This window comes from Pseudoalteromonas galatheae (assembly GCF_005886105.2).
GTDB lineage: Bacteria > Pseudomonadota > Gammaproteobacteria > Enterobacterales > Alteromonadaceae > Pseudoalteromonas > Pseudoalteromonas galatheae.
Window position 1 is genome coordinate 3,102,048 of the sequence record NZ_PNCO02000001.1, and the last position, 22,927, is coordinate 3,124,974.

Consider the following 22,927-nt stretch of genomic DNA (forward strand, 5'->3'; position numbering starts at 1 on the left):
TGCCAGAGGAATCTCTGGGTATGATGGTTAAGATACTGATCTGTTTATAGAAAATAAAAATGCCGCTAAGTAGCGGCATTTGACACACGATTTATCATTTTTGCAAAATTTAGTTCATTGCGTTTTGCAACTTTTTCATCGCTGATTTTTCTAGCTGACGTACACGCTCTGCCGACACGCTATATTTCTCAGCAAGATCTTGTAGCGTTGCTTTTTCGTCGGCAAGCCAGCGTGCGCTTACGATATCTTGAGAGCGCTCATCAAGCGTTTTCAACGCTGCAAATAAACGATTATGTGACTGCTCTTGCCACTGCTCTTGCTCGACTTCTTCGGCAAGGTCGCTACTTGTGTCTGTTAAATACTGTACTGGAGAGAAGTTACCTGCTTGACTTTCGTCATCATCAGCAGATAGGTCAAAGCCCATATCTTGGCCTGCCATACGAGATTCCATCTCGCGAACTTCTTTCTCACTTACACCAAGCTCGTTTGCAACTGTTGTCACTTCGTCTTGGTTAAACCAACCTAAGCGCTTTTTATTTTTGCGCAGATTGAAGAATAATTTACGCTGCGCTTTTGTCGTCGCAACTTTCACAATACGCCAGTTCTTTAACACATATTCATGGATTTCCGCTTTAATCCAATGTACTGCAAAAGAAACAAGACGCACACCCACACTTGGGTCAAAACGCTTTACTGCTTTCATCAACCCAATGTTACCTTCTTGGATTAAATCAGCCTGAGGTAGGCCATAGCCCGAATAACTTTTTGCGATGTGAGCAACAAATCTCAAATGAGACATAATGAGTTGCTTAGCCGCGTTAAGATCCCCTTCTTCCTGAAGACGTGTCGCAAGTTTTTTCTCTTCCTCAGCGCCAAGCATAGGTATTGTGCTTACAGATTGAAGGTAACCTTCAACACTTGCGCTTTGCTGCCCAGTTAGTGCTAATGCGTATAAATCTTTAGTCATGTTTCACCTCAGTGATAAACCGTTTCGTGTATATTTAGCACTCTAACATCTAGAGTGCTAAATGCAATCTACTTTATCTGATTTTTAAAATCAACCTTTTTAGAAGAACTTCAAAAACAAAATATAACCTATTGAATAACAATAAAAATATTGAATTAACTTGGCTTCTTTTTACGATATTATTTTTTTATGACAGTGCTAAATTTAATTAGTTCTGATTGTTTGAGTGCTAAAATCTGATAGCAATTGGCAATCGACTGCTAAACTTTAGCAGTCGATTGGTAGTTGTAACGTTAAATCACACCTTTTCAGGTTCAATCTCTTTTATATAACGGTGTACAGAAAGAAAAGAGCCTACAAACCCTAAAGTAATCGCGGTGCCAAGTAGCACTAAAAGTTCATTCCCTGCCATCCCTTGAAGCACAAAGTTGCTTTGATATACCCCAACAACCGTAGAGACAGCTGATTCCAACCACCACAACATAAGGGCAACGCAGATAAAGGCAACCAAACCACCAACTATGCCATACCATACACCAGTCCAAAGAAACGGAGCCTGAATAAAAGCATTGGTCGCTCCCACCAGTTTTAGCACTTGAATTTCTTCTTTCTTGTCCATGATGGATAAGCGTATGGTATTTCCAATAATCAAGATAACAGCGCTAAGCAATAGAAACCCCACGGTGATCACACTTTCTTTTAGTAACCCCAGTAGTGCATTAAGGCGCTCTAGCCATTCAATATCCAGCTTACCAAACTCAACCTCACGCTCTTTTTCAAGTTTAGTAAGAAGCTCAGTTGCGGCTTGTGGTTTTCTAAAACGACTAACAGGTGTTACCAACACAACATTAGGCAAGGGGTTTTCTTCTAAATAGTTAAGCGCCTGACCAAAGCCAGACATTGACTTAAATTCATCCAGAGCTTGACTTTTACTTATCAGTACTACTTTTTCTATTTCTGGATAGAGTGCAAGTCGCTTCACCAAAGTTTGTGTCTGTGACTCTGTCATTTCATCTTTAACAAATAATGATATTTCAGATGCTTCTTTAAACCCGCTACTTACCTGCTGGACATTTTTCACTACCACATAAAGCGTCGCTGGCAATGTCAGGCTGAGCCCCAAAACTAGAATAGTCATTAAAGAGGCCATTGGCGTCCGCCACATTTCCCCAAGGCTCTGTACACCTTGACGAATAATCATCAAACAAAAAAAGTAAAAATGATGAAATATCGACTTTTTACTCTGTTCAGCCTGATTTCCTCTTCCTTTAAACAACAAACTCATAGCGTGTCCTCCGCTAGCGGATCTTGTAGCATACGTCCTTGATTCAGTGTGAAGCTACGGTATTTCATGCGTGCTATTAACCCTAAATCATGGGTAGCGATAAGAACAGATGTACCACGGCGATTAAATTCTTCAAATAGGTTCAGAATTTCCATCGATAGTTCAGGGTCTAAGTTTCCTGTAGGTTCGTCTGCAAGCAGCAAAGGCGGCGAGTTAACAATCGCTCTTGCTATGCCAACACGTTGCTGTTCACCTCCAGATAACACACTCGGGTGACACTTTGCTTTATCAAGCAAACCCACCTTGTCCAAAGCAGCATGTACTCTTTTGGTGATCTGTTTATGGTGAGTACCTTCAATAACTAAAGGTAGTGCGACGTTATCAAATACACTGTAACGTTCAAGTAGGCGGTGGTTTTGAAAAATAATCCCAATATCTCGGCGAACAAAAGGAACTTGCCGGTTGGATACCGTATTGAGGTCAACACCATTAATGTAGACACGGCCTGCTGATGGCCTTTCCATCACGCTAACCAACTTTAATAATGTACTTTTACCTGCGCCACTGTGGCCAGTTAAAAATGCGAGTTCTCCATTTGCAAGTTCAAAGCTAACTTTTTCCAGCGCTTTGTGCCCACCAGGATAAGTTTTGCTCACTTGCTCAAATTTAATCATGTTGGCCTCTTATACTTATTTTTAACCATGACGCTCAGCCCGTGGCATTGTAGCAATTCAGCAATCGAATAAAGCGGGCAAATTTGCCCGCTTTATTGCAACTGATGTCTCTATTTATTCTTGACTGAACAAAGCCTCGATAAAATCATCACTCTTAAAGGTGCGTAAGTCGTCAATGCCTTCACCTACACCTATATATCGAATTGGCACCTTAAACTGATCCGCCACAGCAAAGATAACCCCACCTTTGGCTGTACCATCAAGCTTAGTTAACGTGATACCAGTTAAGCCAACCGCTTGATTAAACAGTTTTACCTGACTAATCGCATTCTGACCAGTTCCGGCATCAATCGTCAACATCACTTCATGTGGCGCGTCTGGGTCTAATTTTTTCATTACTCGAGCTATCTTCTCAAGCTCTTGCATTAGGTTATCTTTATTTTGTAATCGACCCGCTGTATCCGCTATTAATACATCAATATTTCTCGCTTTAGCGGCTTGGAAAGCATCAAATACCACCGACGCAGAATCAGCACCTGTGTGCTGGGCCACAACAGGGATACTGTTTCTTTCACCCCATACCTGCAACTGCTCTACCGCAGCCGCGCGGAAAGTATCGCCAGCCGCCAACATGACGGATTTACCTTCACTTTGAAACTGTTTGGCAAGCTTACCGATTGTCGTCGTTTTACCAACACCATTTACGCCAACCATTAAGATAACAAAAGGTTTTTTATCGGCAGGGATCTCAAGCGGCTGCTCTGCCGTTTTTAAGATCTCTGACATTTCTTTTTTCATTAGATCATATAAAGCTTCACCGTCTTTTAACTGCTTTCTATCAGCAGCATCAGTCAGGTTATCTATCAGCTTCATCGTGGTTTCAACACCAATATCAGCCGTTAGCAATTGTGTTTCTAGATCTTCGAACAATTCATCATCGATTTTCTTGCCTTTGAATACCGAAGCAAAGCCCGAGCCGATATTGGCTTTGGTTTTCAAAAGGCCTTTTTTAAGGCGAGAAAAGAAACCTTCTTTTTTCGGCTTCTCTTGTTCTTTAGCTAATTGTGCCTGACGCTCTGCCTCTTCACGTTCAGCTTGTTCTTTCGCTTCTTGCGCTTGATGTTCTGCTTCCTCGCGCTCGGCTTGTTCTTTCGCTAATTGTGCCTGACGTTCTGCTTCTTCACGCTCAGCTTGTTCTTTAGCTAATTGTGCCTGACGTTCTGCTTCTTCACGCTCAGCTTGTTCTTTTGCTAATTGTGCCTGACGCTCTGCCTCTTCACGCTCTGCTTGTTCTTTTGCTAACTGTTCTTGGCGCTCAGCTTCTTGCTGCTCTTTATCGGATTTACCAAAGCCCAACCAAGATAAAAATTTGTTTTTCTTTCCCATATTCACTTATGACCGTGTTAGATAAATTGCATAAACCCAAAGCAAAATGTTGATGATCTTGCTACCATACTCGAAAACGCCAATCCGCATCAGCTTATCGCTTTTACTTGGATTGATATCACACTTAATTTTGGGCTCGAAAGGCAAGCCGAGGATGGCAACCTTAGTGCTTAGACAAAATTGCGTGCAAGTGTACCATGTTCCGTAAGGATGAAAAATCCTGACACCAAGAACCTTTAATAAAGAAGCAAATTACGTCGCTATGAGAAAATCTAAGCCTAAATCAAATACCAAACAGTCTGGATTCATTCGCCTGATCAGTGGCAAGCATAAAGGTCGCAAGTTACCTGTTCATGATGTTGTGGGATTAAGACCAACAACGGATAGAATGAAAGAAACCGTTTTTAATTGGCTCATGCAGGATGTAAGAGACGCAAAAGTACTCGATTGCTTTGCCGGTGCTGGCAGTCTAGGATTTGAGGCTATTTCACGCTTTGCAGCAAGCGGAACCTTTATCGAACTGGATAAAACCGCAGCGACGCAGCTTAGCAATAATGCAACCTTACTTAAGCTGGATAACGTTGAAATCATTAATACCAACGCATTAACCATGCTGGCAAATAACCCTAAGCAACAGCAATATAACTTGGTTTTTATTGACCCCCCCTTTCGCAAAGGGCTTGTCACTCCTTGCTGCGCCTTACTTGAATCGCAGTCTTGGCTCAGCGAAGACGCGCTCATCTACGTTGAATTTGAACAAGAGGCACAACCTGAAACACCAGAAAATTGGCACTTGATTAAAGAAAAGCATGCAGGACAAGTGATCTGCCGCCTTTATCAGCGCTGAAATTCCCCCATAAAGAATGAAAAAACAGCCGCTAGCGTATGACATGACAGGGCTGGTGTTTTTAGCTATAATTTAAGCTTTACATGCGGTCTTGCTTCAGATTACAATACCGCACCATTTTTGAACCAATTGGCTAGTTTTTAGCCAGATAGAGCTAAGCTCATTAATTAGGTAGGTGAATTTTTAATGCCAGTAATTAAAGTAAGAGAAAACGAGCCGTTTGACGTTGCACTACGTCGTTTCAAACGTTCATGTGAAAAAGCAGGTATCCTTTCTGAAGTTCGTCGTCGCGAGCACTACGAGAAGCCAACTGCTGAGCGTAAGCGCAAAAAAGCTGCAGCGGTTAAGCGTCACATGAAGAAGCTTTCTCGCGAAAACGCACGTCGCGTTAAATTATACTAATCAGTATTGGTCTTGTATCAATGAGCTTATTAGTTACGCTAAAAGACGCACAAAAAGAAGCGATGAAAGCCAAAGATAAACTTCGTCTTGGCGCGATTCGTGCGGTACTTGCTGAAATTAAACAGCGAGAAATCGACAACCAAACTACACTAGACGACGCAGGCATTACTGCGGTTTTAGTTAAGTTGGTTAAGCAACGTCGCGATTCTTATACCCAGTATAAAGATGCAGGGCGTGAAGACTTAGCTGATATCGAAGCTAACGAAATTAGCGTACTTGAGACATTCCTTCCTAAGCCACTTAGCGAAGATGAAATTGTCGAGCTAATTGATGCCGTGATTGCACAAACTGGTGCGTCAGGCATGCAAGACATGGGTAAAGTAATGGGTGCGATTAAAGCTGAAGCTGAAGGTCGTGCTGATATGGGTAAAGTCTCTGGTTTAATTAAGCAAAGACTTACCGCTTAAGCCCACATACAATTGTATGATTGATAAGTGAACCGAGCCTAGTGCTCGGTTTCTTCGTTTTAGGCGTCATGCGTATCAATGCAGCGCTAATAAGATACCTTAATTGAATTAAGTTGATTTTTTCTCGTTGCTACTTGATATAATGCGCTCACTCACTAATACAACTTCGGAACTTAAATGAAAGGCAAAATCCCTAGACAGTTTATTGATGACTTGCTCGCAAGAGCGGATATTGTCGAGCTCATAGACGGTCGTGTGGGATTAAAAAAGGCAGGAAAAGACTATCAAGCCTGCTGTCCATTTCACAATGAAAAAACGCCTTCATTTACCGTGTCACGTGATAAACAGTTTTATCATTGCTTCGGCTGTGGTGCCAATGGCAACGCAATCTCCTTCTTAATGGAATACGACAAGCTTGAATTTGTCGATGCTATTGAAGAATTAGCCGCCCTATTAAACTTAGAAGTACCACGCGAAAATGCCCCGCAAGGGCCGCAGCGTTCAATGGAAGAAAAAAAGTCTGACTATGACTTAATGCTCCAAGCGGCTAAGTTTTATCAGCATCAGTTAAAGCACCATAGCAATGCCACTCAAGTAATTGACTACGTGAAAGGGCGCGGCTTGAGTGGTGAAACTGTACAAAAGTTTATGATTGGTTATGCACCTCCTGAGTGGGAATCATTGTGTAATCAAATAGCCCGCAAGCCTGAGCATAAACAACAGCTGCTTGATTTGAAATTAGCATCAGAAAAGTCAGCTGGCCGCCAATTTGACTTCTTCCGCGATCGCTTGATGTTCCCTATTCGTGACAAACGTGGTCGTGTCATCGCATTTGGCGGAAGGATAATGGGTGCAGATCAAGGCCCTAAATATCTAAACTCGCCTGAAACACGCATTTTCCATAAAAGTTTCGAGCTTTATGGTTTTTATGAAGCCAAGCAAGCACACAAGCAATTAGATAAGGTGTTGATTGTGGAAGGCTATATGGACGTCGTTGCCCTAGCAGAAAAAGGCATTGATTACGCCGTTGCCGCATTAGGCACTGCAACCACCGCTGAACACATGCAAACTTTGTTTCGTAATACCGACAGAGTGATCTGCTGCTACGACGGTGACAGAGCTGGCCGCGATGCTGCTTGGCGTGCGCTTGACCATGCCCTACCTAACTTGAAAGACGGTAAGTCACTACAGTTTGTATTTTTGCCTGATGGTGAAGACCCGGACTCATTAGTGCAGCAAGAAGGCAAAGACGCCTTTGAAGCACGACTGGAAACGGCAAGCGATTATACGCAAGTATTGTTTACCAAATTACGTGAGCAATGCGACCTTACAAATGATGCAGGCAAATCCAAGCTGCTTACCGATGCCATTCCACTGCTCAGCAAAATACCCAGTGACTACTACCAAGAGAGTTTGTTAACTACCTTAGCGAGGTTAATTGGTCGTACTCGTGAGCAGCTTAGTGCTAAATTAGCAAGTAACAAACAGCAGAATAAAATTGAGCGCCAATTTAAAGTGACTCCGATGCGTCGAGCGATTGGCTTACTGCTCCAACATCCACAGCTTGCGCAAACGGTTGAGTACATGCCAGAGCTAGGTGAAATGGCAATCCCAGGTATTCAACTACTGCTGAGCTTACAAATGTTATGTAGTGATAACCCACAAATAAACACAGCGCAGTTACTTGAACACTATCGCGACCAGGCTGAATTCGATGCCTTGAAAAAGCTTGCGGTATGGCAACATGGCGTTGCTGAAGATAGGCTAGAAGACGAATTTAAAAATACTTTTCAATTTATTGAAGATCAGTGTTTAAATTATCGCCTAGAGACCCTATTAATAAAGGAGAAAACCGAAGGCTTAACAAATGATGAGCGGCTAGAATGCGCACTCCTTACCCAAGCGCTTAAACAGTAGAAGTTCTAGTCAATAGCAATTTTCGGTGCTATAATGTTCTATTCACTGCGTCATCAAAATTTAGCTGTTAAATAGCTGGCGCCTGTTGTATCAACTTTTCAGAGTGGAAGCAAATTTCTCTATGGATCAATCTCCTCAGTCACAACTCAAACTTCTGATTCAGAAAGGTAAAGAGCAAGGTTATTTAACTTTTGCAGAAGTTAACGATCATCTTCCACAAGACATCATAGACTCAGATCAGGTAGAAGATATCATCAGCATGATCAACGATATGGGTATTCAGGTCTCTGAAAATGCGCCTGATGCTGATGAGTTGATGATGCAAGAAACAACAACAGATGAGGATGCTGCGGAAGCAGCAGCTGCGGCATTAGCAACAGTAGAAAAAGAAATTGGCCGCACAACTGACCCTGTTCGTATGTATATGCGTGAAATGGGTACGGTTGAACTTCTAACTCGTGAAGGCGAAATCCAAATCGCTAAGCGCATTGAAGAAGGGATCAACCAAGTACAGATTTCTGTTGCTGAATACCCAGAAGCTATTACTTACCTGCTAGAGCAATGGGACAAGTACGAAGCAGAAGAAATGCGTCTAAGCGACATTGTTTCTGGTTTCTTTGATCCTAATGCTATTGAGGAAGATGAAGCACCAATTTCAGCAACACACATCGGTTCTGAGCTAAGTGATGAAGACTTAGATGACGAAGATGATGATGAAGATGATGACGATGACGACTCAGAAGAAGGCGATTCAGGCCCTGATCCTGAAGAAGCTCGTGAGCATTTTGAACATCTTCGTACATTGTATAATACAGCGCGAGAAATTTTTGAAAGTAAAGGTCGCTCGCACCCAGATGCAAAAGCTGCAATTCAGGAAATCGGCGATCACTTCCGTACTTTCAAGTTAGTACCTAAGCAATTCGACCGCATGGTAAATAACATGCGCGACATGATGGACAAAGTGCGTGTTCAAGAACGTATCATCATGAAACAAGCAGTCCAGATTGCTAAGGTACCAAAAAAGGTTTTTGTTAAGCACTTTGCTAACAATGAAACCGATACCGCATGGATCGATGCTGAAATTGCATCAGGTGAAAAACATTCGGCAAAACTTGCTGAAGTAAAACCTGAAATCGAACGTTGTGTTAACAAGCTTAAAGCGTTTGAAGATAGCACGGGTCTTAGCATTGAGCGTATTAAAGACATCAACCGTCGCATGAGTATTGGTGAAGCGAAAGCTCGCCGTGCGAAGAAAGAGATGGTTGAAGCGAACTTGCGTCTTGTAATTTCAATCGCTAAAAAATATACCAACCGTGGTCTGCAGTTCTTGGATCTGATCCAAGAAGGTAACATCGGTCTGATGAAAGCGGTTGATAAATTTGAATATCGTCGTGGTTATAAGTTTTCAACATACGCAACGTGGTGGATCCGTCAGGCGATCACGCGCTCAATTGCGGATCAGGCAAGAACTATCCGTATTCCAGTGCATATGATTGAAACAATCAATAAGCTGAATCGTATCTCTCGTCAAATGCTACAGGAAATGGGCCGTGAGCCAAGTCCTGAAGAATTGGCAGAACGTATGATGATGCCTGAAGATAAGATCCGCAAAGTGTTAAAAATCGCCAAAGAGCCAATCTCTATGGAGACACCAATTGGTGATGATGAAGATTCACATCTTGGTGACTTTATCGAAGACACTACTATCGAGTCGCCGATTGATTCAGCAACGATGGAAAGTCTTCGTGGCGCGACCAACGAAGTACTGGCAGGCCTTACCGCTCGTGAAGCTAAAGTACTACGTATGCGTTTCGGTATCGATATGAATACAGACCACACGTTAGAAGAAGTGGGTAAACAGTTTGATGTAACACGTGAGCGTATTCGTCAGATTGAAGCTAAAGCGTTACGTAAGCTGCGCCACCCTTCTCGCTCAGATCTATTAAAGAGCTTTTTAGACGTTAAGGGCTAAAAAGTAGCAAATAAGATTAAGGCCGCTATTCAGCGGCCTTTTTTATATTAATTGGATTAAATAGGTATACACACATGGCTTGGATCCAAATCCGAATTTATTCAGATAAAGCCGATGCCGATGCGTTAAGCGATATGCTTATGGATGTCGGTTGTCCGTCTGTCACATTCATGGATAGTAAAAACAATCCCGTTTACGAACCAAAACCCGGCGAAGTCATCTTATGGCCCGAGACAACGGTGATCGGTTTATTTGAAGCGAATCATGATATGCAAGCAGTCGTTGACTTTGTCCAATCACAGTATCACAAGCCGTTGAACTACAAGCTTGAACAGCTTGAAGACAAAGACTGGGAACGCGAGTGGATGGATAATTTTCACCCGATTAAGTTTGGTGAGAGATTATGGATCTGCCCAAGCTGGCGTGATGTGCCAGATCCCAATGCCGTCAATGTGTTACTGGATCCGGGCCTTGCATTTGGTACTGGTACCCATGCCACAACCGCACTTTGCCTGCAATGGCTAGAACAACAAGACCTAAGCGGTAAAACGGTCGTTGATTTTGGCTGTGGCTCTGGGATTTTAGGTATCGCAGCAATCAAATTAGGCGCTGAGCGTGTGATTGGTATTGATATCGATCCACAAGCGCTTATCGCAAGCCGCGATAATGCCGAGCGTAATGGCGTTGCAGATAAACTAGAAGTGTATTTACCTGAAAACCAGCCGCAATTCAGTGCTGATATCGTTGTTGCTAATATTCTTGCACAGCCGCTGAGAGAGCTGCACGAAATCATTCTCGGCTTTTTAGGCGATAAAGGCGCCATCGCCATGTCTGGTATTTTAGAAGAGCAAGCGCAATCCGTTGCGGATGTTTACGCACCATTTTTAAAGCTAGACAACATTGCTCAACAGGGTGAATGGACGCGCGTCAGCGGTGTGAAAAAATAAGGCTGCTAACGTAACGCTGACAAAAGTATCAGCGGCTCAATGAAAGTTAGTAAGTTTTAACTGGTAAAGCCTGTAATTAACAGGCTTTACGCATTTTTCACAGCTTAAATTTTCGACTCAAATTGTACCTTTAAAATTGTTTTTGCATAAATTTCGTGCAAATTATCTGAGCTCTCAGGTTGTTATCAAATGTCAACCCATAAAGTTCAAAAAAAAAGCAATTATGTTCAATTTATAACCTTTGATTTTTGCGAAAAAAACCGTAAACTTAGCGCCCCTTGAGGTAAGGCGGATTAAACTGTAGTGCGTATTGGTCCATACCAACTTGAAAACAATCTTATCGTAGCACCAATGGCTGGGATCACCGACAGACCGTTTCGACAACTGTGTCGACGTCTAGGTGCAGGGCTTGCGGTATCAGAAATGTTGTCTTCAAATCCAAAAGTGTGGAAAACCGATAAGTCGCAAAATCGCATGGATCACAGCGGTGAATCGGGCATTCGCTCGGTACAAATCGCAGGAGCGGATCCTGAGTTGATGGCGCAAGCAGCACAATTTAATGTCGCAAACGGTGCGCAGATCATAGATATCAATATGGGCTGCCCCGCTAAGAAAGTGAACAAGAAGCTTGCAGGCTCAGCATTGTTGCAATATCCAGAGTTGGTTGACGAAATCGTAACCGCTGTGGTTGCTGCTGTTAACGTACCTGTGTCGTTAAAAATCCGTACAGGATGGGACACAGACAATCGTAACGGTGTTGAGATTGCTCGCATAGCTGAACGTCGAGGCATTGCTTCGCTAGCCGTGCATGGCCGTACAAGAGCATGTATGTATAAGGGCGAAGCTGAATACGCCACGATCAGAGAAATTAAACGTTCAGTATCTATTCCTGTGGTAGCAAATGGTGACATTACGTCTCCTGAAAAAGCGAAGCAGGTGCTGGAATACACGGGCGCAGATGCCATTATGATTGGTCGAGCCGCCCAAGGTCGTCCTTGGATTTTCCGAGAAATAGACCACTATTTGCAAACCGGTGAACATTTGCCAGAACCTGAAATAGCAGAGGTTCGAGCAATATTGATGGAGCACTTAGTAAATCTTCATCAATTCTATGGTGAGCCAATGGGAGCGCGCATCGCACGCAAGCATGTATCTTGGTATTTGCAGGCCCATGACCAAGAAGGTCAATTTAGGCGAGTATTCAATGCCTTGGAGACGCCAGAAGCGCAAATCGAGGCATTAGAAGACTATTTTGAAACATTAGGGTGAATGAATTTATTCATCCTTCAGGCTAACTAAGAAAGAGACATAACGATGTTCGAACAAAATGTGACTTCTCCATTTATTACTAACGCTCATGTTCAGTCACAAGAGAAACCGCAACCTTTGCGCGATGCAGTTAAAAAAGCTGTACATCACTACCTAAAGCAGCTTAATGGTCAAGACGTACAAGACGTTTATGAGTTAGTTCTTTCTGAGCTTGAAGCACCTCTACTTGAAGAGGTTATGACTTATACTCGTGGTAACCAGACTCGTGCAGCGATCCTTTTAGGCATCAACCGTGGCACACTTCGCAAGAAGCTAAAAAAATACGGCATGAACTAAGCACTGCTGGTAAAATTTAGTTGATAAAAAAGCACCTTCGGGTGCTTTTTTATTGTTTAAAATTCAGCAGCTAGCGGACATTTATCCTTTTCATATCGCACTTTTCTCATGTTTATCTCGCCTTTTAACATCGTCATCTTAACAATAATGCGCTAAAATACCGGCTTTCTAAGCTAGCCCTTAACTAATCATTGAGGAAACCTGAACCATCATGGATATACATCGTCCAATTCGTCGCGCCCTACTAAGCGTGTCAGATAAAACCGGTATCGTTGAATTCGCCACAGCACTTGCAGCTCAAGGCGTAGAAATTTTATCAACTGGCGGTACTTGCAAACTACTTGCAGACAACGGCATTAAAGTAACAGAAGTATCTGATTACACTGGCCACCCAGAAATCATGGATGGTCGCGTTAAAACGCTTCACCCAAAAGTGCACGGCGGTATCTTAGGACGTCGCGGTCAAGACGAAGACGTCATGACTGAAAACAATATTTCAGCAATCGATATGGTAGTAGTCAACTTATACCCCTTCGCACAAACTGTTGCGAAAGCTGACTGTAGCCTAGAAGATGCAATCGAAAATATCGATATTGGTGGCCCGACTATGGTTCGCGCTGCAGCTAAGAACCACAAAGACGTGACCATTGTTGTAAATGCGAATGACTACAGCCGTGTCATTGAAGAAATGAAGGCAAACTCTGGTTCTACAACATACAAGACACGCTTCGACCTTGCTATTGCGGCCTACGAGCATACCGCACAGTATGACGGCATGATTGCCAACTACTTCGGTAAAATGGTTCCGGATTATACGGAAGAAGCAGCAGAGGAAACCAAATTCCCTCGCACTATCAATATGCAATTCACTAAGAAGCAAGATATGCGCTACGGTGAAAACTCGCATCAAGACGCTGCTTTTTATGTTGAAAACAACATTGAAGAAGCATCCGTCGCGACGGCTAAACAACTTCAAGGTAAAGCGCTGTCTTATAACAATATCGCTGATACCGATGCAGCACTTGAGTGTGTTAAAGAGTTTGATAAGCCGGCTTGTGTTATCGTAAAACACGCAAACCCTTGTGGTGTTGCGGTAGATGAAAACATTCTTGCCGCCTATGACCGCGCATTTAAGACCGACCCGACTTCTGCCTTCGGTGGTATCATCGCCTTTAACCGAGAGCTAGACGGCGACACGGCGGAAGCCATCGTAGCGCGTCAGTTTGTTGAAGTTATCATCGCGCCGAGCGTATCAGAAGAAGCCGCACAAATCGTTGCTGCAAAGCAAAATGTACGTTTACTAGAATGTGGTCAGTGGTCAAACAAAACCACAGGTACTGATATTAAGCGTGTTAATGGCGGTATCTTAGTACAAGATCGTGACCAAGGTATGGTTGGTTTGGACGACCTTAAGGTGGTTTCGAAACGTCAACCTACAGAGCAAGAACTAAAAGATCTACTGTTCTGCTGGAAAGTCGCTAAATTTGTTAAGTCCAACGCGATTGTTTACGCTCGTGATGGGATGACTATTGGTGTGGGCGCTGGCCAAATGAGCCGCGTATACTCTGCAAAAATCGCAGGGATTAAAGCCGCAGACGAAAACCTAGAAGTTCCAGGTTCTGTCATGGCTTCTGATGCGTTCTTCCCATTCCGTGATGGCATTGACGCCGCTGCAGCTGCGGGTATCACTGCGGTTATCCAGCCGGGTGGTTCAATGCGTGATGAAGAGGTGATTGCCGCCGCTGATGAAGCGGGAATGGCAATGGTGTTTACCGGCATGCGCCACTTCCGCCATTAATCAATAAAGCGCGAAACTTATGAGTTTCGCGCTTTTTGTTTCAGCTAATTTCCAGTATTCTGGCTACAGCATAATCATAACAGAATGAAGGAAGCTAACGATGAATCTAGGTATGAAATCTCTTGTCGCTGCTGCAGTATTTACCACTTTAGTGGGCTGTAACGCGACAGAATCCAACTCCAGCCAAGCAGTACCAAGCGCGATTGCAAAAGCAGTTGCTAGCGACAATCGAGCTGAGAAAAATAGAACGCGAGACCAGTATCGCCACCCAAGTGAAACGCTTGCTTTTTTTGGCATTGAGCCATCAATGACCGTGGTAGAAATTGCACCTGGTGGTGGTTGGTATAGTGAGATTTTAGCGCCACTGGTTAAAGGCCAAGGCACCTATTATGCAGCGCACTTCCCTGCTGATTCAGATGTTGGCTACTACCAACGCTCATTAAAAAGCTACAAAGAAAAAGTAGCAACCAACCCAGACTATAGTGAAGTAAAGATCACAGAATTTGCACCGGTAACACACAGCAACATTGCACCACAAGGCAGTGCTGACGTGGTACTAACTTTCCGTAACGTGCATAACTGGTACATGGGTAAGGGAGATGAAGGTGTACTTAGCGCGTTCAACGCGTTTAATAAGGCACTGAAGCCTGGTGGCATTTTAGGTGTGGTTGAACACCGTCTGCCTGAGCACCGCCAACTTGAGGATCAAAAGTCGTCAGGTTATATGAAGCAAAGTTATGTTATTGATATCGCCAAGCAAGCTGGGTTTGAATTAGTTGCAAGCAGCGACATTAACGCTAACCCGCTAGACAGCGCCAATCACCCAAAAGGCGTCTGGACTCTGCCACCTCGCTTAGCGCTAGGTGATGAAAAAGCAGCGCAATATAAAGCGATTGGGGAAAGCGACCGCATGACCTTAAAATTTAAAAAGCTTTAATAGGAAAATTTCGCCATGAATGTACTCGTCATTGGCAGCGGTGGACGTGAGCATGCGCTTGCGTTCAAAGCCGCACAAAACCCATCTGTAAAAACGGTTTTTGTAGCACCTGGTAACGCAGGTACTGCGCTTGAGCCTAAACTCGAAAACGTGGCTATCGGCGTTGAAGATATTGATGCCTTGGTCGTCTTTGCTAAAGAAAACAATGTACAATTAACCATTGTTGGCCCTGAAGCACCACTAGTTATCGGTGTGGTTGACCGTTTCCGTGAAGAAGGCTTAGCTATTTTTGGACCTACTCAAGCGGCAGCGCAGCTAGAAGGCTCTAAGTCGTTTACTAAAGACTTTTTAGCACGTCACGATATTCCAACAGCGGCTTATCAAACGTTTGAAGAGATTGAGCCTGCGCTTGCCTACTTGAAAGCACAAGGGGCACCTATCGTTGTTAAGGCTGATGGTCTTGCTGCAGGTAAAGGGGTCATCGTGGCAATGACCGAAGCGGAAGCAGAAGAGGCTATCCGCGATATGCTTGCGGGTAATGCGTTTGGCGAAGCGGGCAGCCGTGTGGTTATTGAAGAGTTTTTAGAAGGTGAAGAAGCCTCTTTCATCGTCATGGTTGACGGCAAAAATGTACTTCCTTTTGCCACCAGCCAAGATCACAAGCGTGCGTACGATGGTGATAAAGGCCCAAATACAGGGGGCATGGGTGCATACTCTCCAGCTCCTGTAGTCACGCCAGATATTCATGATCGCATCATGGCCGAAGTGATCAATCCAACGGTTGAAGGTATGGCGAAAGAAGGTCACCCTTATACAGGTTTTCTATACGCTGGTTTGATGATCACAGCAGACGGCACACCAAAAGTTATCGAGTATAACTGCCGCTTTGGTGACCCAGAAACACAACCTATCATGTTACGCCTCCAATCTGATTTAGTTGAGCTGATTGAAGCGGCAAACCGTGAAGAGCTTGATCAAACATCGATTGAATTCGATCCGCGAGCTGCCGTTGGTGTTGTGCTTGCAGCTAATGGCTACCCTGGCAACTATCCTAAGGGTGACGCTATCTCAGGTCTTCAGGTGAACTATCCTGAAGGTGAAAAAGTGTTCCATGCCGGTACTAAGCAAGATGGCGAGCATGTAGTCACCGCCGGTGGTCGAGTATTATGTGCAACGGCCCTTGGCCACACGGTAACCGAAGCGCAAAAACGCGCCTACTCTCTAGTGAAAGACATTCACTGGGATGGCGTAGAGTACCGCACAGATATCGCATATCGCGCAATCGCACGCGAAAGCTAATTCGCGTTCAGTTTTGTAAGGCCAGCTCGATGCTGGCCTTTTTCATTTTTACACACTGCGTTTCTTAGTTTGTAATGGTATCCTACCCTTTTGAGCATTTTTAGGGGCAAAGATGCAAGTACAAGGTACGCTCAGCAAGTTAAAGTCAGCGCTTGTTGAACCTATTCAATATCAATTACCCGTGGGTGATAACTTAGTATCACTCAATGACTACTTTGGTAAATCCGTCACCCTTACCTTCACCGGCAATATATTTTGCAGTAGCTGTGGTAAAAAAACCAAAAAAAGCTATTCGCAGGGGCACTGCTTCGTGTGTATGAGAAAGCTCGCCAGCTGCGACATGTGTATTATGAAGCCAGAGACCTGTCACTATGATCAAGGTACCTGTCGTGAACCCCAATGGGGCGAACAGAACTGTATGATCCCGCACTATGTGTATTTGGCCAATACCTCAGGCCTTAAAGTTGGGATCACCCGTCATACGCAGATCCCAACGCGTTGGGTAGATCAAGGCGCAACGCAAGCATTGCCGATTTTTAAGGTGCAGACCCGTCACCAGTCAGGATTAGTGGAAGTGGCGCTGGCTCAGTTTATTGCCGATAAGACTAACTGGCGCAATATGCTCAAAGGCATCAATCCTGAAATAGACCTCAAAGCAGAAGCCGCTAAACTTATCCCACAGATCCAAGCCAAACTCGACGAGCTGGCAGAACTCTTTGGTGCAACCGCTATTGAAGTACTAGACGAGGAAGTGGTCGACCTCACCTTCCCAGTAAACCAGCACCCGAGTAAAATCAGCTCGTTTAACTTTGATAAAGACCCTGTAGTATCAGGCGTGCTTGAAGGGATCAAAGGCCAATATCTTATTTTTGATAATGGCGTGATCAATATCCGTAAGTTTACCTCTTACGAAATCACCTTCTCTGACGAATAAAATGCATGCCAATCGTCTTCTGTAAGTGGCTTACAGAAGACGTAACCTTGGATTGTATGACAACCTAGCTTGCGCAGATAACGTTTCTGTACTGGCTTCTCTACGCCCTCAGCTACAACTTGCAGGTTGAGCGCCTTAGCCATCGCCACAATTGCCGAAACAATTTCGCTATTGCCATATTCATCGGGCACTTTAGCGATAAAACTCGCATCTATTTTTAAGATGTCGATGGGCAGCTTAGCCAAGTAACTGAGCGCAGAATACCCTGTACCAAAATCATCAATCGCCAGTTTGACACCCAGCTCCTTGAGTTTTTTCAAGGTGTACTTAGCCTCGTGAAGATTACCGATAAAGCTATTTTCGGTAAGCTCAAGCTCAAGATACTTACCGTCGACGTTATGCTTTTTTAATGCCTGCGCGACACACTGATAAAGGTCGCCTTGAGTGACATGAGACGCCGAGATGTTAATCGCCATGCGCCTAATCTCAACCCCAGCGCATTGCCATTGCGACAAGTGCTGACAGGCTTTATCTATTACCCACTGATCTAAACGCATAATAAGCCCGAGCTCCTCAGCAAGTGGGATAAATTGGGCCGGCGAGATCATCCCGAGATTTGGGTCACGCCATCTTAGCAAACACTCAACACTTGAAATGCGACTGCTGGTTAAACATTGCAATGGCTGAAAATGCAGTTCAAACTCGTTATTTTCCAAGGCATTCTGAAAACGACTTAGCATGGACAAACGCTCAAATGAACGTGCATTCATCGAAGCTTCGAATAATTGGAATGAATTACGCCCGACTTCTTTGGAGCGATACATAGCAACATCGGCGTGTTTGAGTAAAGTTTCCGTATCATGACCATCCTCGGGATAAATAGCAGCCCCCATTGAGGCCGTCGCAGCCACCTGCATATCACCAAGTTGAAAGGGATTCGATAATGCCATTAAGATTTGGTCTGCAAATTCAATAACCTCCGACATGCCATTCACTTCGCTTAGTAACACGACAAATTCGTCGCCACCAAGTCGGGCCAACGTGTCACCTTCGTTTAGAATAGACTTTATTCGCTCACTAACCTGCACTAATAACTCATCTCCAGCGCTGTGCCCAAGTGAGTCATTCACTTCTTTAAAGCGGTCTAAATCTATAAACATCACACTGAGTTTTTGCTTATAGCGGTGCGCTGATGCCAATGCCATAGAGAGTCTATCGTAGAATAAGCGACGATTAGGCAGCCCAGTCAATTCATCAAAGTAGGCTAAGCGAGCAATTTTTTCTTCCGCATTTTTACGCTCTGTAATGTCGCTAAAAATAGCTGCGTAAAGCATATCGTCACTGTACGGCTCTCTGATCTCAATAATCGTGAGCCATTCAACATAAATCTCACCGCTCTTTTTACGATTGCATATCTCGCCCTGCCACACACCCGTTTCTCTAAGCGTTTGCCACATACTCTGATAATAGGATTCATCATGTAGCCCAGAGCTCAACACACTTGGGTTTTTCCCTAGCACTTCGTAATCTTTGTAGCCGGTAAGCGCACTAAACGCTGGGTTGATCTGGATTATTTCTCCTGAGCTTTTGGTGATCATGATGCCATCGAGAGAAGCATCAATAATACGGTTAGCTAGATATAGGTTTTTCTCCGATTTTTGCAGTGCAATATCACGTTGTACCAGGACTTTTTCCAGCTCACTACAATATGCAGTTTCAATTTCAGTCAGGACATTTTTGAGTGCTAATAGCCCAATCACTTGTTGCGAATCAGGGGAAATCACCACCAAATGACGAATGGAGTTTACCGTCATCAGTCGGTAAGCATCGAATAAGCTGTCTTTTGGCGTCATGGAGAGCATAGGATAGTTGGCTAATTGCCAGCAAGGCTGACGCCAATCAGGGTTGAGAATAATATACGCAATATCACGCTGAGTAATAATGCCATACTCATCTAATTCACGGTTATACACCAGCACGGCGGTAAGCTTTAGCTCACGCATATTATTGATAACATCAGAGACGCAGTCTTCACTGTCTAAAATCACTATGCTCGAGTCAAAGTGCTGCTCAATTGGTCTAAAATGCAAATAATGGTCGAGCCCTTGACTGCGCACGATATCGGATAAAGAAACCACACCACAAGGTAGATTATCCGAGTCCACCACGAGTAAGTGACGGATCCCTAGTTGGTGGAACTTGACCGTTGCCTCGCTCAAGGTTTTATCTATTTGAATTTTTTGCACTGGTGCTGTCATCACGGCCCGGATCGGGACCTGTGCAAAGTCGGGATCGTTAAAATTGAGTTTAACGCAATCCGATTCGGTCCAGATACCAATGATATCATCGGCACGAGTAACAAAGATCGAGCTCACTCTGCTCGCTCGCATCTTCGCCACCGCATCGTATAGACTGGTTTGCTCATCGCAACATAACAAGCTATTGGTAAATACTTCTTTGATCTGTAACTGACGTGAATCACCAACCATAAGCACACTCTCGCAATATTATTCCAATTTAAAGTATACTGGGCGACACTTTTTATAACTTGACCAAGAACAAATTATGGCGATAAAAAGCTATCCTTTATTGCTGGTATTAGACCAAAGTATAGAGTTTATCGAAGATGAAAAAGCACTTAGAGATGCAACGCATCTGCTCGATGATGCGTCACTCAAACGGTTAATTCTAGTATACCCAAACGATTGCTGCAGCAACGTACACTGTGCGCCCGTGCAATGTATTGATTTGAAATATTTAACCGAATTAGTGCAACAATATCTCGTTGACGAAGGCCAGTGTTGCGTGAGCAAAATCCAACTGAGCAATACTCAGCAGGCTTTTGATTTGTTAGGTCTAAGCTAACAGGCTTCAACCAGCGCTTTGATATGTGTCACAGCGCTGCGGCCTAAAGAAGAAAGATCGTAGCCCCCTTCTAAGTATGAAATAATCCCCAAACAGTCCGATGAGTTTGCAAACTCTACCACTTGCTCGGTGAACCACTGGTAATCTTGTTCAACAAACTTGAGCCCGCCCATATCATCCTCTAAATGACCATCAAACCCTGCACTGATAAAGATGAGCTGAGGTTTAAATGATTGCAGCTTAGGTAACCATTGTTGCTCCACCAAGGCTTTTAATTCTGTGCCATCTGCTCCCGCACTCAATGGAGAATTGATAAGTGTTTGATGATTCTCAATCGCGGTATTCGGATAAAAAGGGTGCTGAAATAAAGAGCAAAGTAACACGCTATGATCGTCTTTGAAAATGTCTTGCGTGCCATTACCATGATGTACATCGATATCCAATATAGCCACCCGCTCTACGCCTTTTGTTTTTGCATAAGCGGCAGCAATAGCAACATTATTAAAGACACAAAATCCCGATGAAGTACTTTGATTGGCATGATGTCCAGGAGGTCTCACAGAACAAAAGGCGGCGTCAAGTTTACCAGCAACGACTTCATCCACCGCAAGTATTCCTGCGCCAACAGCCCGTTCAATCGCTCTCATAGAATCAGGACAAAGCCAAGTGTCGCCGTCTAGTTCGGTTAACCCTTCATTAGGAATTTTATCCATGACTTCTTTGATCATGGCTTGATCATGAACCAATGCATAGTGTGAGGTATCGGCTTTCAGTGCCGTTTTGTGTTCAATGGCGATATCAAGTCCAGACGCTAGCAACCGATCTGATATCGCATCTAACCTCGCAGGACACTCAGGATGTTCCTCGGTCATTTTATGCTTGCGGCAATATGGATGAGTAATAATTGCAGTACGCATAACGAATATACATCCTATGTTAGTTTGCGACGAGGTTGATTTAAGTAGCTACTCTTTCACTATATCAAAGCCACATAATTGTGGCTTTGATACTTTGGTATACTTAGTGCTGGATTTCTTTCGCCTTTAAATCCAAGTTATGGAAATCAAAACTAAAGTCGCTTATTTCTGGATTAACAAACTCCATCGCAGCAGACTCAACCCGTTGAGATTTATCCATCACAAAATTGATGTAAGCATCTGCTTCAAGTAATGGCTCATCCCAACGCACCACAAAAGTGTTACCGGTTAGGTGCTCAAGTTTCCCTTTTAGGCGCTTAGTATGCGTAAAATCAATGCGCAGTGCCTTACCGAGCTTTTCCACTACCACATCGCCATACCAAGCGCTATTTAATGTCCCCGTGTAGTTGTTCAACGGTAAAGCAGGCTGTGGTTTTGCAACTTCGATTATCCCAGCTTTGGCATACTTTTCTTGTTGCGCCTTAAAGTAATCATCGGCGATGATCTGCACCCAGTCTTTATCTTCTAGGCCAAGCGCATCTTCAAACACTTCATTGATAATCGCGGAAAGTGCAGGGTATTTTTGCTGGTTTGATAAGACCACCACACCCAGTTTTTTCTCTGGGATCATCGCAACTTGCGACACCATACCTAAAATCCCACCGCCGTGGCCCACCTTTTTATAACCAAAGTAGTCCTCTACTGCCCAACCAAGGCCGTACCCTCTAAACTGCTGGTGATATACTTTTGCGGCTTTTGCTGCGGGAATGCGTGTAATGTGTGGATGCCACATTTGCACTTGTTGCTCTTGGCTAAATAGCTGGTCGCCAGAAGGTAAGCGACCACCTTTAAGCTGAGTTTGTAACCACTTGGTCATGTCATCCACGTTAGACGCAATGGCGCCAGCACCACGGAAATCTTCTAGGTAATTAACAAAGAACGGCGTAAGTTTGCCATCCATCGGAATATGGCCAGTCGCCCAATTACTATTGTTAGCCGGGATCCGAGAGAATCCAGCCTTTGAGTCATCCATATCCAACTTGGTAAACATTTCCTGCTCAACAAAATCGCGCCAATCTTTACCACTGACTCGGCTTACAACTTCTCCTGCAACAACAAACATCAAATTGTTATAAGCGTAATGGCTACGGAAACTTGAATCAGGTTTGAGATGTGAAATACCTGCCAGCAATTCTGGCATGGTTTTATCAGTATCAGGCCAGATCATAAGATCGCCTGCCCCAAGGCCCAATCCACTTCGATGACTTAATAAATCGCGGATCGTCATCTCTTGAGTAACATAGCTATCATAGAGCTTAAATTCTGGAATATGTTTGATGACTTTGTCATCCCAACTCAGCTTGCCTTGATCTATCAACATCGCCAGCGCTGCTGCCGTGAATGCTTTGGTATTGGATGCAATACCAAACAAGGTATCCGCATTGACCTTAGCTGGCTTATTTAAATGCGTCACCCCGAAGCCCTTGGTCATCACAACCTGGCCATCTTCTACGATACCAATTGCCAAACCTGGAATATTAAATTTTGTCATTGCGCTTTTTACCGCAGTTTCAACATCCTGTTGGTTTACTGCCGCACTTGCCTGCGCACTAAAAAAACTTGCTGCAACTAGGCCGGAGGTTAATAGCCATTGTGTTATTTTCATTATTTTTCCTTGGTTTTTTGCCACAACCAATCACGATGTTAC

19 protein-coding genes and 1 pseudogene are annotated in these 22,927 nt (G+C 44.0%); 13 read left to right on the forward strand and 7 right to left on the reverse strand.

All coding sequences use genetic code 11. The features are described 5' to 3' along the window. Window positions 1-109 precede the first annotated feature (109 nt). The 4 genes and pseudogenes from rpoH to ftsY all read right to left on the reverse strand — a co-directional run. Window positions 110-967 (reverse strand): RNA polymerase sigma factor RpoH, encoded by an 858-nt coding sequence (gene rpoH, locus CWC29_RS13780; RefSeq protein WP_138524180.1) that lies wholly within the window; start codon window positions 965-967, stop codon window positions 110-112. A 298-nt stretch (window positions 968-1,265) separates the two neighbouring features. Further along, complete coding sequence (ftsX, locus tag CWC29_RS13785; protein ID WP_138524178.1) at window positions 1,266-2,252, reverse strand: permease-like cell division protein FtsX; 987 nt, start codon at window positions 2,250-2,252, stop codon at window positions 1,266-1,268. Further along, on the reverse strand, window positions 2,249-2,926 hold the full coding sequence (ftsE, locus tag CWC29_RS13790; RefSeq protein ID WP_017218471.1) for a cell division ATP-binding protein FtsE: 678 nt from the start codon (window positions 2,924-2,926) through the stop codon (window positions 2,249-2,251). Before ftsE ends, ftsX begins: the two co-directional genes overlap by 4 nt. A 114-nt stretch (window positions 2,927-3,040) precedes the next feature. Beyond that, window positions 3,041-4,258: pseudogene (gene ftsY / locus CWC29_RS13795) on the reverse strand (signal recognition particle-docking protein FtsY); the annotation flags it as partial. 316 nt (window positions 4,259-4,574) lie between these two features. Between ftsY and rsmD the strand changes: the two are divergent. From rsmD to CWC29_RS13855, 12 genes are all read left to right on the forward strand, one after another. Further along, window positions 4,575-5,159 (forward strand): 16S rRNA (guanine(966)-N(2))-methyltransferase RsmD, encoded by a 585-nt coding sequence (gene rsmD, locus CWC29_RS13800; RefSeq protein WP_128727707.1) that lies wholly within the window; start codon window positions 4,575-4,577, stop codon window positions 5,157-5,159. Window positions 5,160-5,345: 186 nt separating this feature from the next. Continuing rightward, window positions 5,346-5,561, forward strand: a complete 216-nt coding sequence (gene rpsU / locus CWC29_RS13805) for a 30S ribosomal protein S21 (RefSeq protein WP_010362466.1) — start codon at window positions 5,346-5,348, stop codon at window positions 5,559-5,561. A 20-nt stretch (window positions 5,562-5,581) separates the two neighbouring features. After that, entirely contained in the window at window positions 5,582-6,028 is a 447-nt protein-coding gene (locus CWC29_RS13810; protein ID WP_138523652.1) for a GatB/YqeY domain-containing protein, read from the forward strand. A 177-nt stretch (window positions 6,029-6,205) separates the two neighbouring features. Beyond that, on the forward strand, window positions 6,206-7,945 hold the full coding sequence (gene dnaG / locus CWC29_RS13815) for a DNA primase (protein WP_138523654.1): 1,740 nt from the start codon (window positions 6,206-6,208) through the stop codon (window positions 7,943-7,945). Window positions 7,946-8,066: 121 nt separating this feature from the next. Then, complete coding sequence (gene rpoD / locus CWC29_RS13820) at window positions 8,067-9,917, forward strand: RNA polymerase sigma factor RpoD (protein WP_128727704.1); 1,851 nt, start codon at window positions 8,067-8,069, stop codon at window positions 9,915-9,917. Window positions 9,918-9,991: 74 nt separating this feature from the next. Next, window positions 9,992-10,864, forward strand: coding sequence for a 50S ribosomal protein L11 methyltransferase (gene prmA / locus CWC29_RS13825; protein WP_128727703.1), 873 nt, complete (start codon window positions 9,992-9,994; stop codon window positions 10,862-10,864). A gap of 303 nt (window positions 10,865-11,167) precedes the next feature. Further along, window positions 11,168-12,133, forward strand: a complete 966-nt coding sequence (gene dusB, locus CWC29_RS13830; RefSeq protein ID WP_138523656.1) for a tRNA dihydrouridine synthase DusB — start codon at window positions 11,168-11,170, stop codon at window positions 12,131-12,133. A gap of 45 nt (window positions 12,134-12,178) precedes the next feature. Continuing rightward, entirely contained in the window at window positions 12,179-12,469 is a 291-nt protein-coding gene (gene fis / locus CWC29_RS13835; protein ID WP_010374122.1) for a DNA-binding transcriptional regulator Fis, read from the forward strand. Between the two features lie 211 nt (window positions 12,470-12,680). Then, a complete protein-coding gene (gene purH / locus CWC29_RS13840; protein WP_039492703.1) occupies window positions 12,681-14,267 on the forward strand; it encodes a bifunctional phosphoribosylaminoimidazolecarboxamide formyltransferase/IMP cyclohydrolase in 1,587 nt (528 codons plus the stop codon). 100 nt (window positions 14,268-14,367) lie between these two features. Further along, window positions 14,368-15,204: a class I SAM-dependent methyltransferase gene (locus tag CWC29_RS13845; protein ID WP_138523658.1), complete on the forward strand. Its 837-nt coding sequence runs from the start codon at window positions 14,368-14,370 to the stop codon at window positions 15,202-15,204. A 15-nt stretch (window positions 15,205-15,219) separates the two neighbouring features. Beyond that, a complete protein-coding gene (gene purD / locus CWC29_RS13850) occupies window positions 15,220-16,503 on the forward strand; it encodes a phosphoribosylamine--glycine ligase (protein ID WP_138523660.1) in 1,284 nt (427 codons plus the stop codon). A gap of 112 nt (window positions 16,504-16,615) precedes the next feature. Next, window positions 16,616-17,437 (forward strand): DUF2797 domain-containing protein, encoded by an 822-nt coding sequence (locus CWC29_RS13855; protein WP_128727700.1) that lies wholly within the window; start codon window positions 16,616-16,618, stop codon window positions 17,435-17,437. On the opposite strand, the gene CWC29_RS13860 is transcribed toward CWC29_RS13855, so the two are convergent. Further along, window positions 17,410-19,926, reverse strand: a complete 2,517-nt coding sequence (locus CWC29_RS13860) for an EAL domain-containing protein (protein ID WP_138523662.1) — start codon at window positions 19,924-19,926, stop codon at window positions 17,410-17,412. The two genes, CWC29_RS13855 and CWC29_RS13860, sit on opposite strands and share 28 nt — an antisense overlap. 76 nt (window positions 19,927-20,002) lie before the next feature. Between CWC29_RS13860 and CWC29_RS13865 the strand changes: the two genes are divergently transcribed. Then, window positions 20,003-20,302 carry a DUF4144 family protein gene (locus tag CWC29_RS13865; protein WP_138523664.1) on the forward strand — a complete coding sequence of 100 codons (300 nt, stop codon included), beginning with the start codon at window positions 20,003-20,005 and terminating at the stop codon, window positions 20,300-20,302. Here CWC29_RS13865 and CWC29_RS13870 read toward each other — a convergent pair. Continuing rightward, window positions 20,299-21,219: a histone deacetylase family protein gene (locus CWC29_RS13870; RefSeq protein WP_138523666.1), complete on the reverse strand. Its 921-nt coding sequence runs from the start codon at window positions 21,217-21,219 to the stop codon at window positions 20,299-20,301. The two genes, CWC29_RS13865 and CWC29_RS13870, sit on opposite strands and share 4 nt — an antisense overlap. A gap of 103 nt (window positions 21,220-21,322) precedes the next feature. Then, window positions 21,323-22,885, reverse strand: a complete 1,563-nt coding sequence (locus CWC29_RS13875; RefSeq protein WP_128727696.1) for a serine hydrolase — start codon at window positions 22,883-22,885, stop codon at window positions 21,323-21,325. Between the last annotated feature and the right edge of the window lie 42 nt (window positions 22,886-22,927).

Coding starts and splice junctions, on each gene's coding strand:
- rpoH (WP_138524180.1), bottom strand. CDS start 967: ATGACTAAAGATTTATACGCATTAGCACTAACTGGGCAGCAAAGCGCA.
- ftsX (WP_138524178.1), bottom strand. CDS start 2,252: ATGAGTTTGTTGTTTAAAGGAAGAGGAAATCAGGCTGAACAGAGTAAA.
- ftsE (WP_017218471.1), bottom strand. CDS start 2,926: ATGATTAAATTTGAGCAAGTGAGCAAAACTTATCCTGGTGGGCACAAA.
- rsmD (WP_128727707.1), top strand. CDS start 4,575: ATGAGAAAATCTAAGCCTAAATCAAATACCAAACAGTCTGGATTCATT.
- rpsU (WP_010362466.1), top strand. CDS start 5,346: ATGCCAGTAATTAAAGTAAGAGAAAACGAGCCGTTTGACGTTGCACTA.
- CWC29_RS13810 (WP_138523652.1), top strand. CDS start 5,582: ATGAGCTTATTAGTTACGCTAAAAGACGCACAAAAAGAAGCGATGAAA.
- dnaG (WP_138523654.1), top strand. CDS start 6,206: ATGAAAGGCAAAATCCCTAGACAGTTTATTGATGACTTGCTCGCAAGA.
- rpoD (WP_128727704.1), top strand. CDS start 8,067: ATGGATCAATCTCCTCAGTCACAACTCAAACTTCTGATTCAGAAAGGT.
- prmA (WP_128727703.1), top strand. CDS start 9,992: ATGGCTTGGATCCAAATCCGAATTTATTCAGATAAAGCCGATGCCGAT.
- fis (WP_010374122.1), top strand. CDS start 12,179: ATGTTCGAACAAAATGTGACTTCTCCATTTATTACTAACGCTCATGTT.
- purH (WP_039492703.1), top strand. CDS start 12,681: ATGGATATACATCGTCCAATTCGTCGCGCCCTACTAAGCGTGTCAGAT.
- CWC29_RS13845 (WP_138523658.1), top strand. CDS start 14,368: ATGAATCTAGGTATGAAATCTCTTGTCGCTGCTGCAGTATTTACCACT.
- purD (WP_138523660.1), top strand. CDS start 15,220: ATGAATGTACTCGTCATTGGCAGCGGTGGACGTGAGCATGCGCTTGCG.
- CWC29_RS13855 (WP_128727700.1), top strand. CDS start 16,616: ATGCAAGTACAAGGTACGCTCAGCAAGTTAAAGTCAGCGCTTGTTGAA.
- CWC29_RS13860 (WP_138523662.1), bottom strand. CDS start 19,926: ATGGTTGGTGATTCACGTCAGTTACAGATCAAAGAAGTATTTACCAAT.
- CWC29_RS13865 (WP_138523664.1), top strand. CDS start 20,003: ATGGCGATAAAAAGCTATCCTTTATTGCTGGTATTAGACCAAAGTATA.
- CWC29_RS13870 (WP_138523666.1), bottom strand. CDS start 21,219: ATGCGTACTGCAATTATTACTCATCCATATTGCCGCAAGCATAAAATG.
- CWC29_RS13875 (WP_128727696.1), bottom strand. CDS start 22,885: ATGAAAATAACACAATGGCTATTAACCTCCGGCCTAGTTGCAGCAAGT.